Annotated in this window: 13 protein-coding genes; 11 read left to right on the top strand and 2 right to left on the bottom strand. The window is 66.7% G+C overall.

The features are described from left to right. Positions 1-9: 9 nt before the first annotated feature. Positions 10-1242, bottom strand: a complete 1233-nt coding sequence (locus tag CCR98_RS06980; protein ID WP_014036551.1) for a porin — start codon at positions 1240-1242, stop codon at positions 10-12. A gap of 553 nt (positions 1243-1795) precedes the next feature. On the opposite strand from CCR98_RS06980, the gene pstS (CCR98_RS06975) reads away from it, so the two are divergent. From pstS (CCR98_RS06975) to rnt, 11 genes are all read left to right on the top strand, one after another. Further along, a complete protein-coding gene (gene pstS, locus CCR98_RS06975; RefSeq protein WP_014646540.1) occupies positions 1796-2812 on the top strand; it encodes a phosphate ABC transporter substrate-binding protein PstS in 1017 nt (338 codons plus the stop codon). Positions 2813-3428: 616 nt separating this feature from the next. Further along, positions 3429-4517, top strand: coding sequence for a phosphate ABC transporter substrate-binding protein PstS (gene pstS, locus CCR98_RS06970; RefSeq protein WP_087922027.1), 1089 nt, complete (start codon positions 3429-3431; stop codon positions 4515-4517). An 82-nt stretch (positions 4518-4599) separates the two neighbouring features. Next, positions 4600-5568: a phosphate ABC transporter permease subunit PstC gene (gene pstC / locus CCR98_RS06965; RefSeq protein WP_087922026.1), complete on the top strand. Its 969-nt coding sequence runs from the start codon at positions 4600-4602 to the stop codon at positions 5566-5568. Then, positions 5568-6431, top strand: a complete 864-nt coding sequence (pstA, locus tag CCR98_RS06960) for a phosphate ABC transporter permease PstA (protein ID WP_014036548.1) — start codon at positions 5568-5570, stop codon at positions 6429-6431. The genes pstC and pstA overlap by 1 nt, the downstream gene beginning before the upstream one ends. A 19-nt stretch (positions 6432-6450) precedes the next feature. Next, on the top strand, positions 6451-7281 hold the full coding sequence (gene pstB / locus CCR98_RS06955; protein ID WP_005408788.1) for a phosphate ABC transporter ATP-binding protein PstB: 831 nt from the start codon (positions 6451-6453) through the stop codon (positions 7279-7281). Positions 7282-7346: 65 nt separating this feature from the next. Continuing rightward, entirely contained in the window at positions 7347-8054 is a 708-nt protein-coding gene (phoU, locus tag CCR98_RS06950; RefSeq protein WP_005408787.1) for a phosphate signaling complex protein PhoU, read from the top strand. 205 nt (positions 8055-8259) lie between these two features. Then, the gene (locus CCR98_RS06945; protein WP_087922025.1) at positions 8260-8619 is read left to right on the top strand and encodes a hypothetical protein; all 360 of its coding nucleotides are present in this window, start codon (positions 8260-8262) and stop codon (positions 8617-8619) included. Next, positions 8606-9481 (top strand): DUF692 domain-containing protein, encoded by an 876-nt coding sequence (locus CCR98_RS06940; protein ID WP_087922024.1) that lies wholly within the window; start codon positions 8606-8608, stop codon positions 9479-9481. Before CCR98_RS06945 ends, CCR98_RS06940 begins: the two co-directional genes overlap by 14 nt. After that, entirely contained in the window at positions 9474-10229 is a 756-nt protein-coding gene (locus CCR98_RS06935) for a putative DNA-binding domain-containing protein (protein WP_087924156.1), read from the top strand. Before CCR98_RS06940 ends, CCR98_RS06935 begins: the two co-directional genes overlap by 8 nt. 24 nt (positions 10230-10253) lie before the next feature. Then, on the top strand, positions 10254-10775 hold the full coding sequence (locus CCR98_RS06930) for a DoxX family protein (RefSeq protein WP_087922023.1): 522 nt from the start codon (positions 10254-10256) through the stop codon (positions 10773-10775). Positions 10776-11010: 235 nt separating this feature from the next. Next, positions 11011-11595 carry a ribonuclease T gene (rnt, locus tag CCR98_RS06925; protein ID WP_032951815.1) on the top strand — a complete coding sequence of 195 codons (585 nt, stop codon included), beginning with the start codon at positions 11011-11013 and terminating at the stop codon, positions 11593-11595. Positions 11596-11913: 318 nt separating this feature from the next. Here rnt and CCR98_RS06920 read toward each other — a convergent pair whose 3' ends face one another. Next, a complete protein-coding gene (locus CCR98_RS06920) occupies positions 11914-14940 on the bottom strand; it encodes a ligand-binding sensor domain-containing diguanylate cyclase (RefSeq protein ID WP_087922022.1) in 3027 nt (1008 codons plus the stop codon). Positions 14941-15009: the final 69 nt, after the last annotated feature.

Genomic DNA, 15009 nt, shown 5'->3' with positions numbered 1-15009 from the left:
TTCAGGAGATCAGAACGACAGATCGCCCCAGACGCCGAACTCCTTGGTCTTGTCGTTCTTCTTGTCGCCAGCGTTGGCCAGGTGCGTGTACTTGTACACGGTCGACAGCTTGAGGTTCTTCATGACCGGGAACTCGACGCCGACGTTCCAGTACTTGTCGCTCAGGGTCGGGTCCAGGGTCTTGCTGACGTCGGTGTCATCGTAACGACCGAACACGTTGATGCCGCCGTCGGTCACGCGCACGCTGCCCCACACCGACCAGCCACTGGTCTTGTCGGTGGCAACGGTCAGCACGTTGTTGAGGTTCTTGGCCTGGAAGTACTCACCACCGACGCGGAAGTTGCTGTCGGCGTAGGCCACCATCGCGTTGGCGCGGGTGTAGGTATTCTCGGCGCTCTGGATGTCGGTTTCCTTGCCCAGCTTGCCGCTGTAGCCGCCGACGGCGACCACGAAGTTCTCGTTCGGGGTGTAGGCCACGCGGCCTTCCACGTCCATGCCCTTGCTGCGGGTCGGGTTCTTGTAGCCGGCGCCGGACACCACCGACACGGCGTAGTTGAAGTTGTTGCCCAGGTTGCCGAAGCCATGCAGGCCCCAGTCGGACGAGTTGCCGTACTTCAGGCGGTCGGTCAGGGTGTTCTCGACATAGCGCATGCCGTAGAACTTCTCGACGTACGGGATCCACGGCATGTCGGCGGCACCGACGCGCAGGTTGAAGGCCGGGTCGAAGCTGCCCTGCACGTAGGCCTTCTTGACGAACAGTTCGGTGTTGCCGATGGCCGAGCTGTACTGGAAGTCGGTGGTCAGGTTGGCCGACCAGATGTCGTTGAACTTGTGGTCGACGGTCAGGTAGAAGCGCTTGACGTCCAGACCGGTGCCGCTGGCGGCGGTGTCCTTGCCGTTGCTGGTCTTGTCGATGTTGGTCAGGTCGAAGAACATGCGACCGCCGATCTTGTTGTCATTGACCAGCTTGGCCAGCTTGTCGACGCTGGTCTGGGTCTTCTGTGCACCTTCCAGGGCCTGCGCCTGGGTGATGTTCACTTCGGACTGCGCATCGGACTGCGCCTGCAGCGCCTGCGAATCGTTCTGCAACTGCTGGACCTGGGCCTGCAGCGCAGCGATCTGTGCCTGAAGCTGCTGCAGCTGTGCCTGGGATACGCCCGAGCTGGCGGGGGCTGCGAAGGCGTCGGCGGAAACCAGACCGAGGCTTGCAACGACCGCGGCGGCGAGCAAATGGGAACGCATTTTGGATTTCTCCAGAGGGTTGGAATGGCTTGGGCAGAACGCCACGCCGGCAGGCCGGTCAAGCGTTTTGCGAACGTTCCGTTAAAACCATGACAGCCGAATGACAGATTGAGCACCAACCACAGATTTCTTCTTGTGGTCATGCGTACGACTCATTTGCGGCCACATGCTTGTCGATCCCTTGCGGCCTATGGCGTGCTGTATCCGCGCCGATACGCCAGCAGGTCGCCACACCGCCTTCGCCCGCCTCGCTGGTTTCGTGCGGATGACGCGGCATCGCTGCGGAATGCGCGGCCGCTGCGCCCACCTGCCCCATCACCGACATCCATCACCGACATATAGAACGGCACCGGCATGCAACGTACCGGTCGGCCGGCGGTCGTACCGGGGCACGCGCACCCTTGGCGCAAAACCTTCACGCGCACGGCGGCGTGGCCGCCCGCCAGCGTTGTAACGGAGGCGTCATACAACGGTCCCTGCGCTGTCATCGAACCGTTATGGAATGTGCGCCGGGCGGGTAACCCCGCATCCCAATCAACCCAGGAGCCACCCCGTGATCCACGCCTTCAAGTCGCGCGTTGCCGTTGCCGTCTTCGCAGCGTCGTCCGTGTTCGCCGCCAACGCCGCTGAAATCACCGGCGCGGGCGCCTCGTTCATCTACCCGGTGATGTCGAAGTGGTCGGCCGACTACAACGCTGCCACCAGCAACAAGGTCAACTACCAGTCGATCGGTTCCGGCGGCGGCATTGCGCAGATCAAGGCCAAGACCGTTGACTTCGGCTCCTCCGACGCCCCGCTGAAGCCGGAAGAACTGGCTGCTTCGGGCCTGGCCCAGTTCCCGTCGGTGATCGGCGGCGTGGTGCCGGTGGTCAACGTGGCCGGCATCGCCCCGGGCGCGCTGAAGCTGGACGGCACCGTGCTGGCCAACATCTTCCTGGGCAAGATCAAGACCTGGAACGACCCGGCCATCGCCGCGCTGAACCCGGGCGTGACCCTGCCGAGCGCCAAGATCACCGTCGTGCACCGTTCGGATGGTTCGGGCACCACCTTCAACTTCGTCAACTACCTGTCCAAGGTCAGCCCGGAGTGGAAGAGCTCGGTCGGTGAAGGCACCTCGGTCCAGTGGCCGGCCGGCATCGGTGGCAAGGGCAACGAAGGCGTTGCTGCCTACGTGAAGCAGATCAAGGGCGGCATCGGCTACGTCGAACTGTCCTACGCGCTGCAGAACAAGCTGTCGTACACCGCGATGAAGAACGCCGCCGGCAGGTTCGTGCAGCCGAGCGATGCGTCGTTCGCCGCCGCTGCTGCCAGCGCTGACTGGGCCAGCGCCAAGGACTTCTACCTGGTGATGACCAACGCCCCGGGCGCCGAGTCCTGGCCGATCACCGCCACCAACTTCATCCTGGTGCACAAGAAGCCGAAGAATGCTGCCAACGGCAAGGCCACCCAGGAGTTCTTCCGCTGGGTCTACAAGAGCGGCGACGCCCAGGCCCGCCAGCTGGACTACGTGCCGCTGCCGGACAGCCTGGTCCGCCAGATCGAGACCTACTGGTCGCAGAACCTGAAGTAAGCAAGCGCGTTCCCCCGCAGGAACGGGATCGGCGGGTCCTCTCTCCCCCGCCGATCCCACCCGGGCGCGAGGTCCTCGAGATCTCGCGCTCTTCTTGTTTTTGTGGGTTGGTCGTGGAGAGCGCTGCGCTTCCAATCTACTGCCCGGAGTCGGCGCAGGGCCCAGCCCGGGACACGCCGTAAACCCGTCCATGGGGGCTCGATCGCGCCATCCATGGCGCGAACGGTCCCGGGCTGGGCCCTGCGCCGACGCTGGACAGTTCATCGGGGGCGCGGTGGGGTCATGGAAGGCAGGAGCGGGAGCAAAGGCAAGAGCGTCTGTAGAGCCGAGCCCATGCTCGGCTGGGGTGCCGGCGCGTGCGGACCAACCGTCCGCACCTGCCGCGGGCAGGGAGCAGTCGAGCATGGCTCGACTCTACAAGGGCCAACCTGCCGTCATACCGGTGCGCAGATCCGGGGCATCCCGGGCTCTGCGCGATGGGAGCCAACTCCGTGAAACCCTTGTCAGAACGTGATCCAGTACACCTCTGTCATGGTCGTAATACGGCTGTAACAAAAACATCATTTCATAGCCGCATCCGCCGACGACGTCGGCTCTACCCCGCTATGGAGTGACCATGAAACTGCACTCGGCCGGCCTTGCCGCCCTTTCCCTGGCCATCGCCCTGGGCCTGTCGGCCTGCGGTGGCGACAAGCAGGCCGCGCAGCAGCCGGCTGCCGACGGTGCCGCCGCCCCGGCCGCTGCCGGTGCCAAGGTGACCGCCGAAGTGTCCGGCGCGGGCGCGTCCTTCATCTTCCCGCTGGTCTCCAAGTGGTCGGCCGACTACAACGCCAGCACCGGCGCCAAGATCAACTACCAGTCGATCGGCTCCGGCGGCGGCATTGCCCAGATCAAGGCCGGTACCGTCGACTTCGGCTCCTCCGACAAGCCGCTGAGCAGCGAAGAGCTGGCACAGGCCGGCCTGGCCCAGTTCCCGTCCGCCATCGGCGGCGTGGTGCCGGTGGTCAACATCGAAGGCCTGGAAGGCGGCAAGCTGCGCCTGAGCGGCGCCCTGCTGGCCGACATCTTCCTGGGCAAGGTCAAGACCTGGAATGACCCGGCCATCGTCGCCGCCAACCCGGGCGTGAAGCTGCCGGACGGCAAGATCACCCTGGTCCACCGTTCGGACGGTTCGGGCACCACCTTCAACTTCTCCAACTACCTGTCCAAGGTCAGCCCGGAGTGGAAGACCAAGGTCGGCGAAGGCACCTCGGTGCAGTGGCCGGACGGCGTCGGTGGCAAGGGCAATGAAGGCGTCGCTTCGTACGTGAAGCAGATCAAGGGCTCGATCGGCTACGTCGAACTGGCCTATGCCCTGCAGAACGGCATGCCGTACACCGCCATGCAGAACGCGGCCGGCAACTGGGTCGAGCCGAGCGCGGAAACCTTCGCCGCTGCGGCCGCCAGCGCCGACTGGGCCAGCGCCAAGGACTTCAACCTGGTCATCACCAACGCCCCGGGCGCGCAGGCGTGGCCGATCACCGCCACCAACTTCATGCTGATGCAGAAGCAGCCGAAGGACGCCAAGCGCAACCAGGACACCCTGGCCTTCTTCAAGTGGGCCTTCGAGAACGGCCAGGCCCAGGCCAACGAGCTGCACTACGTGCCGCTGCCGGCCGAACTGGTCAAGCAGATCGAGGCCTACTGGGCGACCGACCTGAAGTGATGGATACGACGGTGCCCGCCCCGCGCGGGCACCGCTTCTTCCACGCCGTGCCGCCCCGCCCCTTCCTGGCCCTGCCGTCCCCATGAATGCCATCGCCCAGCCTGTAGCCGCCCCGTCCACGCGTGATGCGCGTGATGCCCGCAACGACAAACTGTTCCGATGGGTGCTGGTCGGCACCGTCATCTTCGTCCTGATCGCCCTGGCCTGCGCCGCGCTGTCGATGCTGTGGGGCGGCCGCCATGCCCTGCAGATGCAGGGCCTGAGTTTCTTCTTCTCCGCCGACTGGAATCCGGTCGAAAACAAGTTCGGCGCGCTCGCCCCGATCTACGGCACCCTGGTCACCGCCGTCATCGCGATGGTCATCGCCGTGCCGGTCAGCTTCGGCATCGCCTTCTTCCTCACCGAAGTCGCGCCGCGCTGGCTGCGTGGCCCGATCGGTACCGCCATCGAACTGCTGGCCGGCATCCCCTCGATCATCTACGGCATGTGGGGCCTGTTCGTGCTGGTGCCGGTGATGACCGAGTACGTCACTCCGTTCCTCAACGAGACCCTGGGCGAATGGCCGATCATCGGTCCCATGTTCCAGGGCCCGCCGCTGGGCATCGGCATGCTCACCGCCGGTTTCGTGCTGGCCATCATGGTCATTCCGTTCATCTCCTCGGTGATGCGCGAAGTGTTCCTGACCGTACCGACCCGCCTGAAGGAATCGGCCTACGCGCTCGGCTCCACCAAGTGGGAAGTGAGCTGGGACATCGTCCTGCCCTACACCCGTTCTGCGGTGATCGGCGGCATCTTCCTCGGCCTTGGCCGCGCCCTGGGCGAGACGATGGCGGTGGCCTTCGTGATCGGCAACAGCGTGCGCCTGTCGCCGTCGCTGCTGGAACCGGGCACCACCATCGCCGCGCTGATCGCCAACGATTTCGGCGAAGCCACTGAAACCTACCGTTCGGCCCTGCTGCTGCTCGGCTTCGTCCTCTTCATCGTCACCTTCGTGGTGCTGGCCATCGCCCGCCTGATGCTGATGCGCTTGTCCCGCAAGGAGGGCAACTGATGTCCAGCACCGCTGACTCCCTGTACCTTCGCCGCCGCATCGGCAACGTCATCGCCATCGCGCTGTCCTGTGCCACCGCGCTGTTCGGCCTGTTCTTCCTGGGCTGGATCCTGTTCACCCTGGCCTCCAAGGGCCTGGCCGGCATCAATCTGGATCTGTTCACCAAGATGACGCCGCCGCCGATGCAGGAAGGCGGTCTCGCCAACGCCTTCTTCGGCAGCGCGGTGATGTGTGCGCTGGCGATCGGCATCGGCACCCCGCTGGGCGTGCTGGCCGGCACCTGGCTGGCCGAGTACGGCAACGCCCGCAAGGCCGGCACCGTGGTCCGCTTCGTCAACGACATCCTGCTGTCGGCCCCGTCGATCGTGCTCGGCCTGTTCGTCTACACGCTTTACGTGATGCAGACCGGCGGCAACTTCTCGGCGTTCGCTGGTGCGCTGTCGCTGGCCTTCATCGTGCTGCCGGTGGTGGTGCGCACCACCGACGAAATGCTGCGCCTGGTGCCCTCGCAGATGCGCGAAGCGGCCCTGTCGCTGGGCATCCCGCAGTGGAAGGTGATCGTGCAGGTGCTGTACCGCAGCGCGTCGGCCGGCATCATCACCGGCATCCTGCTGGCCCTGGCGCGCATCTCCGGCGAGACCGCACCGCTGCTGTTCACCGCCTTCGGCAACCAGTACTGGAACAACAACATCTTCCAGCCGATGGCCTCGGTGCCGGTGGTGATGAACCAGTTCGCCGGAAGCCCGTATGAATCCTGGCAGGTGCTGGCCTGGGCCGGTGCCCTGGTGCTGACCGTCTTCGTGTTGCTGGTCAGCCTTGCCGCCCGCGGCATCCTGCTGCGCAACCGTATCTCCCATGACTGACCTTTCCGTGGATAACGCCATGAACGACCTTTCCAACGCCGTGCCGATGCAGCGCATCGCCGTGCCGTCCTCGCACGAGAGCCTGCACACGCCGTCGCCGGTGAAGCTGGCTGCGCGTGGACTGGACTTCTACTACGACAAATTCCATGCCCTGAAGGGCATCAACCTGGAAATCCCGGAAAAGCGCGTGACCGCGCTGATCGGCCCGTCCGGTTGCGGCAAGTCGACCCTGCTGCGCATCTTCAACCGCATCTACGCGCTGTACCCGAAGCTGGAAGCGCGCGGTGAAGTGCTGCTGGACGGCGAGAACATCCTGTCGCCGAAATACCCGATGAACCGCCTGCGCAGCAAGGTCGGCATGGTGTTCCAGAAGCCGGTGCCGTTCCCGATGACCATCTTCGAGAACGTGGCCTACGGCATCCGCCACCACGAGAAGCTGAGCAAGGCCGACATGGCCGACCGCGTCGAGCAGGCGCTGCGCCAGGGCGCGCTGTGGGACGAAGTGAAGGACAAGCTGGGGCAGAGCGCACTGGGCCTGTCCGGTGGCCAGCAGCAGCGCCTGTGCATCGCCCGTGCCGTGGCCCTGCGCCCGTCGGTGCTGCTGCTGGACGAGCCGACCTCGGCGCTGGACCCGATCTCGACCAGCCGCATCGAGCAGCTGGTGGAAGAGCTCAAGCACGAGTACACCATCGTGATCGTCACCCACAACATGCAGCAGGCCGCGCGCGTGTCCGACTACACCGCCTTCATGTACCTGGGCGACCTGATCGAGCACGACCGCACCGAAGTGATCTTCTCGCAGCCGTCGCAGCGGCAGACCGAGGACTACATCACCGGCCGCTTCGGCTGATCGACGCTGTTCCTTCGCCACATGTCCCAGCCAGGCATGGCCTGGCTCTACCCGGATTGCAGACCATGAACCTTCCCAACGACCACATCGTCAAGAGCTACGACGAAGAGCAGCAGCGCCTGGTGGCCGAAATCGTGCGCATGGGCGAAATGGCCGTCGCCCAGCTCGAAGCGTCGATGGACGTGATCGAGAAGCGCGACGAGAACGCTGCCCATCGCATCATCGCCAACGACGAAGCGATCGATGCGCTGGAGCAGCAGATCAGCCACGACGTGATGCGCCTGGCGCTGCGTGGCCCGATGGCGCGCGACCTGCGCGAGATCCTCGCCGGCCTGCGCATTCCGGCCGACATCGAGCGCATCGGTGACTACGCTGCCAACGTCGCCAAGCGCTCGATCGCGCTGGGCAAGGTACCGCCGTTGCCGCAGATCCAGGGCCTGCGTGCGCTGGGCCGCCTGGCCGCGCAGCAGGTGCGTCGTGCCATCGCCGCCTACCGCGACAACGACGCCGATGCCGCGCTGGAACTGCGCGAGGACGACGCCCGCCTGGACGCGCAGTACACCGCGCTGTTCCGCGAGCTGCTGACCTACATGATGGAAGACCCGCGCAACATCACCCCGTGCACGCACCTGCTGTTCATGGCGAAGAACCTGGAGCGCGTGGGCGACCACGCCACCAACATCGCCGAGAACGTGTGGTTCCTGGTGCACGGCGAGCAGCCACTGCCGCCGCGTGAAAAGCGCGACGAGACGTCCAGCACCGGGCAGCCCTGACGCTGCGCCGCAACACCGGAGTCGACTCCAAGGTGGCCGCTGTCCTGGTGACAGCGGCCCTTTTGTTTTGGGCGTTCCGGCCACCGGTCTCCCCTTCTGTAACAAATCTCACGAAAATTTGAGTTCTTGGCGAGGATTCGTTGAGTAGGATCGCTGCACCATCGATTCACCCCGGGCACCTGCCCACCACCCAGGAGTAAGACCGATGAGCAGTTCCAACAAGACCCTGTCCCTGCTGACCGCTACCGCCCTGGCCGCCGGCCTGGGCATGACCGCCAGTGCCTCGGCCCTGAGCATGAGCGACCTCGCCCAGGGTTATCTGGTGGCTGGCCAGGCGGCAAAGGCTGCCGATACCAAGCACGCCGAAGGCAAGTGCGGCGCCGACGGCAAGAGCGCTGAAGGCAAGTGCGGCGGTGACAAGGGCAAGGCTGCCGAAGGCAAATGTGGCGAAGGCAAGTGCGGTGCCGACAAGGGCAAGGCTGCGGGTGCAGCCGCTGCCAAGACAGGCGACAAGAAGTCGGCTGAAGGCAAGTGCGGCGAAGGCAAGTGCGGTGGCAAGCACTGACGTCCGCGCCAGCCTCGTCCACCCGCGGTCGCCGCTTCGTGCGGCGGCCGCCGGGTTGGGCCTGCGCCGGGCGCTGCTACAGGACCTGCGTGACGCCCCTGCAGGCGACTTCGACTTCCTCGAATGCGCGCCGGAGAACTGGATCCACGTCGGCGGACCTGCCGGTGATGCGCTGGCCGAACTGGCGCAGCGCCATCCGCTGAGCTGCCACGGCCTGTCGCTGTCGCTGGGCGGCAGCGCACCACTGGATACCCAGCTGCTTGAGCAGGTCGGCCAGTTCCTCGAGAAGCACCGCGTGCCGCTGTACAGCGAGCACCTGAGCTACTGCAGCGACGACGGCCACCTGTACGACCTGCTGCCGATTCCGTTCACCGACGAAGCGGTGCGCCACACCGCGGCACGCATCGCCCGCGTGCAGGACCTGCTCGGCCGCCGTATCGCGGTGGAGAACGTGTCCTACTACCTGGCGCCGGAACCGGCCATGGACGAACTGGCCTTCACCAATGCGGTGCTCGCCGAAGCCGACTGCGACCTGCTGCTGGACGTCAACAACGTCTACGTCAATGCCTGCAACCATGGCTACGACGCCGACACTTTCATTGCCGGACTGCCCGCAGAGCGCATCGTCTGCCTGCACGTGGCCGGGCACCTGGACGAAGCACCGGACCTGAAGATCGATACCCACGGCAGTGCGGTGATCGATCCGGTCTGGGCGCTTCTGGCACGGACCTATGCGCGGATCGGCCCGCGCCCGACCCTGCTCGAGCGCGATTTCAATTTTCCGCCCTATGCAGAACTGCAGGGCGAGCTGCAGACCATCCGGCGCCTGCAGGCCACGCATGCCGGGGCCGCACATGGCTGATGCCGCCGACACCCTGCGCGCGCAGCAGCACGCATTCACCGCGCATCTGCGCGACCCGCAGTCGGTGCCCGCACCGGCCGGCCTGGATCCACGCCGGTTGGCGGTGTACCAGCACCTGCTGTTCAACAACCTGCTCGGGCTGCTGAGCAACGGTTTCCCGGTCTGCGTCCGCCTGCTCGGCGAACCGGCCTGGAGCGCGCTGGTGCGCCACTACTTCGCCACCCATCGCTGCCAGACACCGCTGTTCACCGAGCTGGCCGCCGAGTTCGTGCAGTGGCTTCAGGCACAGCCGCAGCTGCCGCACCCGGCGCTGGCCGAGCTGGCCCACTACGAGTGGGTGGAAACCGCGCTGTACCAGTTGCAGGCCGAGCCGCTTCCGCCGCCACGCGACATCGACCCGTTGCAGGTGCCGCTGCAGCGCTCGCCGCTGGCATGGCCGCTGCTGTACCAATGGCCGGTGCACCGTCTCGGTGCAGAGGATGCACCGACCCAGCCACCACCCGAACCCACCGGCCTGCTGGTCCGCCGCGAAGCCGACGGTGAAGTGCGTTTCGCTACGCTCAGCCCCTTGGCGGTGTACCTGCTGTCCAGCATCGGTGAACAGCCTGGGCTGGAAGGCCATGCCTACCTGCAACACCTCGCCACCACGCATGGCCTGGCCGAAGATGCGCTGGCCGGACACGGTGCCGCGCTGCTGCGGCAATTCCTGCAGGCCGGCGTGATCGGCCCGCTCATAGCCCCGGCCTGACACCCCATTCGCGGAGATCCCCTGATGAACCTTCCGACCCTGGCCGCCGCGCGCGGCCAGCTGGACCGTCTCGCCCCCTGGTTGGCGCCGCTCGGCCTGCGCCTGCTGCTGGCCTGGGAATTCTTCGAATCCGGCCGCGAGAAGCTGCGTGGCCAGAACTGGTTCGCCGACCTGCAGGACGCCTTTCCATTCCCGTTCGACCAGTTGCCGGCCGCCCTGAACTGGCAACTGGCGACCTGGTTCGAACTGGTCGGGGCGGCCTGCCTGCTGTTCGGGCTCGGCACCCGTTTCGCCGCCGCCAGCCTGCTGGTGCTCACCGTGGTGGCCACCTACGCGGTGCATTGGCCGATGGAGTGGAACTCGCTGGCCGACCTGGCGATGGGCTATGCGATCAGCGATCAAGGCTTCGGCAACTTCAAGCTGCCGGTGCTGTTCATGGCCATGCTGCTGCCGCTGATCTTCACCGGCGCCGGCAAGCTGAGCGTAGACGCCTGGTTGGCCCGGTGGCAGCCGTCCGCCAGGACGGCAGGGCCTGCGGTGCGGTAAATGCCGGCCCTGATCGGTGCACCGTGTGCCAACCAAGGTTGGCACCTACCGGAATCCTTAGCGCGCGATGCACCGGTGGGTGTCGACCTTGGTCGACACGCTCCTGCGCAGGGAACCCGTACACCACGGGCCAGCCGGGCGCTCAGGATCGCTCTGCTAGAATTCACGCATGACTGACCCCACCCCCGCACCTGCCGCCGCTCCCGATTCCGCAGTCCCCCAGGCGCAGCGCGCGATGTCACAACGCTTCCGCGGCTTCCTGCCGGTGGTGGTGGATGTGGAAACCGGCGGCTTCGACAGCCAGCGCAATGCGCTGCTGGAAATCGCTGCGGTGCCGATCGAAATGGACGAGAACGGCCTGCTCTACCCCGGCCAGACCGCCAGTGCCCACGTGGTGCCGGCCGAAGGCCTGGAAATCGACCCGAAGTCACTGGAAGTGACCGGCATCATCCTCGACCACCCGTTCCGGCTGGCCAAGGAAGAAAAGGCGGCGCTGGACCACGTCTTCACCCCGGTGCGTGCGGCGATGAAGAAATACGGCTGCCAGCGCGCGATCCTGGTCGGCCACAACGCCCATTTCGACCTCGGCTTCGTCAACGCGGCCGTGGCGCGTACCGGCCACAAGCGCAACCCGTTCCATCCGTTCAGCGTGTTCGACACGGTCACCCTGGCCGGTATCGCCTATGGGCAGACGGTGCTGGCGCGTGCGGCCACCGCCGCCGGGCTGGGTTGGGATGCGAATGAAGCGCACAGCGCGGTGTATGACACCGAACAGACCGCGCGCTTGTTCTGCACAATCGCCAACGCCTGGCCGCGGTAAGGCAGCCAACGGCGGAGCCCCTCGTGGCGGGAAGCGAATCATCGGTTGGGCCGGGCAAGGTGGGTTCGCGGGGGACGCCGTGAACCCGTCCCTGGGGGCTTAGCCGCGCCATCCATGGCGCGGATACCCCCGCGAACCCACCCTGCCCCGCCTTCGACAGGCTGCTGGCCGCCACGGAAAGATCAGAAAAGCGGAAGCAACAGCGGGTCGCTGCGCTCGTTGGGAACTGCCGATCATCTCTGTGGTGGGTCACTTCTCTGCTGGGTGCCGACCGTTGGTACGGCAACACCCGTAGATCCACGCCATGCGTGGATGCGATCAACCAATGCTCGTGCGATCCCGGCCATCGCTCTTGGCGCGGTACAGCGCGCGGTCGGCGCGCTGGTACAGCAGTGCCGGGGTGCGGTCGTCAGCATCCAGTTCCACCAGGCCTGCACTGAAGGTCACGCGCAGGCCGTCCACGCCCGCCCAGTCCGGGTGGTCATGGAACAGCCCGCGCAGACGCGCGCACAGCTGCGCGGCTTCCTCCAGGCGGGTGTCGTTGAGCAGCAGCGCGAACTCTTCGCCGCCGGTGCGCGCCGGCAGGTCGGAGTCGCGGCAGGCCGCTGCGATCAACCGTGCCACCTGCACCAGCACGGCATCGCCGATGCTGTGGCTGTGGCGGTCGTTGACGTCCTTGAAGTGGTCGATGTCCAGCACCACCAGGCACAGCGGATGACCACTGCGCTGCGAACGGGCGAAGTCACGCGCCAGCGTCTCGTCGAAGCCGCGGCGGTTGGCCAGCCCGGTCAGCGCATCCTCGCGGGCCTGGCGTTCAAATGCCTCGGCCTGCCGCGCCAGGCGCTCTGCCAGTTCGGTCTTTTCCTGGTTCAGCGCCTGCAGGTGCACGGTCTTGGCCTGCAGGTCGAAGGTCGCTTCGTCCACCCGCCGCGCCAGGCGCAGGTTGCTGGCCTTCAGCTGTTGCAGCAGCAGCCGGTACAACGCTACCAGTCCGGCCAGCAGCAACAGCCCGGCCAACACCTGCACGCTGCGTCGCTGCCACCAGAACGGCTCCACGGTGAAGCTCCATACGGCTTCCTGCTGGCCCCAGGCGCCACCCGGATGTGCAGCCGCCACGTGCAGGGTGTAATCGCCCGGCGGCAAGCCGACGAACTCGACGCTGCGCTGCGGGCCACGCTCGACCCAGCCAGCATCGAGGCCATCCAGCCGCGTGCGGTAGCGGATCCGGTCGGACATCAGGTAGCTCAGGCCGACATAACTCACCGCCAGCCGGCGGCCACCGGGAATGGAGTTGCGATCCGGTCCCTCCCAGTGCACCGGCGCACCATCCACCTGCACGCTCTCGATCGCCGCCGGCGGCGATGGCCGCTCGCGGAAACGCTGCAGCCGCTGCGGGTCGACCGTGCTCAGGCCACCGGCAGTGACCACCCAGAACGTACCGTCCTGGCGCAGGATCGCCGATGGGCTGGAGCTGCCGTTGGCCTGTGCATTGGCCATGCCGTCGATCTCGTTGTAGCGCTCCACCACCACCCGCGGCGTGCGCCCGTCGGCAACCGCATTGAGCGTGGCCATGTCGGTGCGCAGCACACCACGGTTGCTGCTGATCCAGACATTGCCGAGGCGGTCCGGCACCAGCTGGAACACCGCATCCACCGGCATGCCCTGCTCCAGCCCGACCCGCGCCAGCGTTCCGTGCTGCCAGCGGTACAGGCCGCGGTCGCTGCTGATCCACATCGCATCGCCCAGCTGGTGGAAGCCGAACACGCTGCGGCCGCCCCCCAGCGGGGCCAGGTCGATCGATTGCACGCGGTCGCCGCGCAGCACACGGATGCCTTCGATGGTGCCGATCCACAGATTGCCCTGATGGTCATGCTCGAGCGCGGTGATCAGGCCGCCGGGCATGCCCGGCACATTCGACACCTGCACCCGGTCGCCGTCGATGCGCACCACGCCCTTCTGCGTGCCGGCCCAGACCACGCCCTGCGGGTCAACGCTGATTGCACGGATGTTGCCACCCGGCATGCCGTCAGCCGCCGCATAGTTGTGGCGAAGGCGCCCATCGTGACCCAGCCGGTAAACGCCATCGCCGAAGGTTCCCACCCACAGGTCACCGTCCGGTCCCTGCGCCAGGCTCAGTACCGAGGGCGCCTTGCCGCCGCGGTTGTGCAGCGGTATCGCGCGGAAACGGCCGTCGCTGGCCTGCAGGTCAAGGCCACTGGCGCTGCCGACCCACAGCTGGCGGTCGCGATCCTCGAACACCGTGCGCACGTAGTCACCACTGAGCCCGTCGCGCTCGGTGTAACTGCTGAACAACGTTTCGCGCAGGCGGTACAGGCCACCATTGGCCCCCACCCAGATGCTGCCTTCGGCATCCTCGCGCAGGCTGACCACGCGTCCGCCCGGCAGGTTCAGGCCGGCCGGCAGCCGCTCCAGTCCATGCGCGGAAATGCGCAGCAGGCCCTGGTTCTCGGTACCCAGCCACAGGTCGCCGTGCCGGTCCTGCAGCATCGAGGTCATGTGCAGCTGGCCCGGCAGGCGGTGCACCAGCACCAGCTGGTCGTCCTCCACCCGGTACAGGCGCTCGCCGGCGACGATCCACAGCGCGCCATCCGGTGCCCGGTACGGCCACGACAGGCCGCTGCCGGCGCCCAGCCCCCATGCGGCGGGCGCGCGCTTGAGCACGCCGTCGTTGTCGCGCAGCACCAGCCCATCAAGTGTGCCGACCCAGACCCGGTCCTGTGCATCGACCACCAGCTTGGTGAAGCTCATCGCCATCGGCAGGTCCGCCGCCGGCGGCTGGTAGACGATGCCGGCATCCGGCGTCAGATAGCCGATGCCCTTGCCTTCGTACAGCAGCCACAGCCGGCCCTGGCTGTCCATCTGCATGGACTGGATCAGCACCTGCGGTGTACCGGCCTGGTGCTCCCAGACCCGCCATTGGCCGTCGCTGCCGCGGTGGCTGACATTGCCGCGCGAATCGCTGATCCACAGCCCGCCCTGGCGGTCGACGAACAGTGCGCCGATGCCGTTGTCGCGCAGGCCCGGGCGCGTGCTGCGGTCGAACACGGTGAAGTCCAGGCCGTTGTAGCGCACCAGCCCTTCCCACGTGGCGAACCACAGATGGCCCTCCGGCGTCTGTGCGATGTCGCGCAGCGAGTTGTGCGGCAGGCCGTCGCGCGAGGTCCATACATCGATGGCGTAGTCGCGCAGCGGGGGCGCGCCCTCCTGTGCGGCCAGCGGCAGCGCGAGGGCCAGCAGCAGCCACAGCAGGCCCTGCCGTAGTACCCGCCTGAATCCTGATGCGCGGCGCCCCACCCAGCGCCCCTCGTTCCCCTGCCCGCCCATCACCGCAACGGCGGCGGCCAGGTGCGGCTGCAGGGCGCGGCAGCGTGCGGGAACAGCCGGGCAGCGCGC

The sequence above is a fragment of the Stenotrophomonas sp. WZN-1 genome (assembly GCF_002192255.1).
Classification (GTDB): domain Bacteria; phylum Pseudomonadota; class Gammaproteobacteria; order Xanthomonadales; family Xanthomonadaceae; genus Stenotrophomonas.
The sequence above is the reverse complement of the archived record's forward strand: the minus strand, read 5'-3'. Positions and strand labels throughout refer to the sequence as shown.

What these genes read in the sequence shown, in the direction of transcription:
- phoU (WP_005408787.1), top strand. Translation starts at nt 7,347, where the DNA reads ATGAACCTTCCCAACGACCACATCGTCAAGAGCTACGACGAAGAGCAG.
- CCR98_RS06980 (WP_014036551.1), bottom strand. Translation starts at nt 1,242, where the DNA reads ATGCGTTCCCATTTGCTCGCCGCCGCGGTCGTTGCAAGCCTCGGTCTG.
- CCR98_RS06945 (WP_087922025.1), top strand. Translation starts at nt 8,260, where the DNA reads ATGAGCAGTTCCAACAAGACCCTGTCCCTGCTGACCGCTACCGCCCTG.
- rnt (WP_032951815.1), top strand. Translation starts at nt 11,011, where the DNA reads ATGTCACAACGCTTCCGCGGCTTCCTGCCGGTGGTGGTGGATGTGGAA.
- CCR98_RS06920 (WP_087922022.1), bottom strand. Translation starts at nt 14,940, where the DNA reads ATGGGCGGGCAGGGGAACGAGGGGCGCTGGGTGGGGCGCCGCGCATCA.
- pstS (WP_087922027.1), top strand. Translation starts at nt 3,429, where the DNA reads ATGAAACTGCACTCGGCCGGCCTTGCCGCCCTTTCCCTGGCCATCGCC.
- pstC (WP_087922026.1), top strand. Translation starts at nt 4,600, where the DNA reads ATGAATGCCATCGCCCAGCCTGTAGCCGCCCCGTCCACGCGTGATGCG.
- pstB (WP_005408788.1), top strand. Translation starts at nt 6,451, where the DNA reads ATGAACGACCTTTCCAACGCCGTGCCGATGCAGCGCATCGCCGTGCCG.
- CCR98_RS06930 (WP_087922023.1), top strand. Translation starts at nt 10,254, where the DNA reads ATGAACCTTCCGACCCTGGCCGCCGCGCGCGGCCAGCTGGACCGTCTC.
- CCR98_RS06935 (WP_087924156.1), top strand. Translation starts at nt 9,474, where the DNA reads ATGGCTGATGCCGCCGACACCCTGCGCGCGCAGCAGCACGCATTCACC.
- pstA (WP_014036548.1), top strand. Translation starts at nt 5,568, where the DNA reads ATGTCCAGCACCGCTGACTCCCTGTACCTTCGCCGCCGCATCGGCAAC.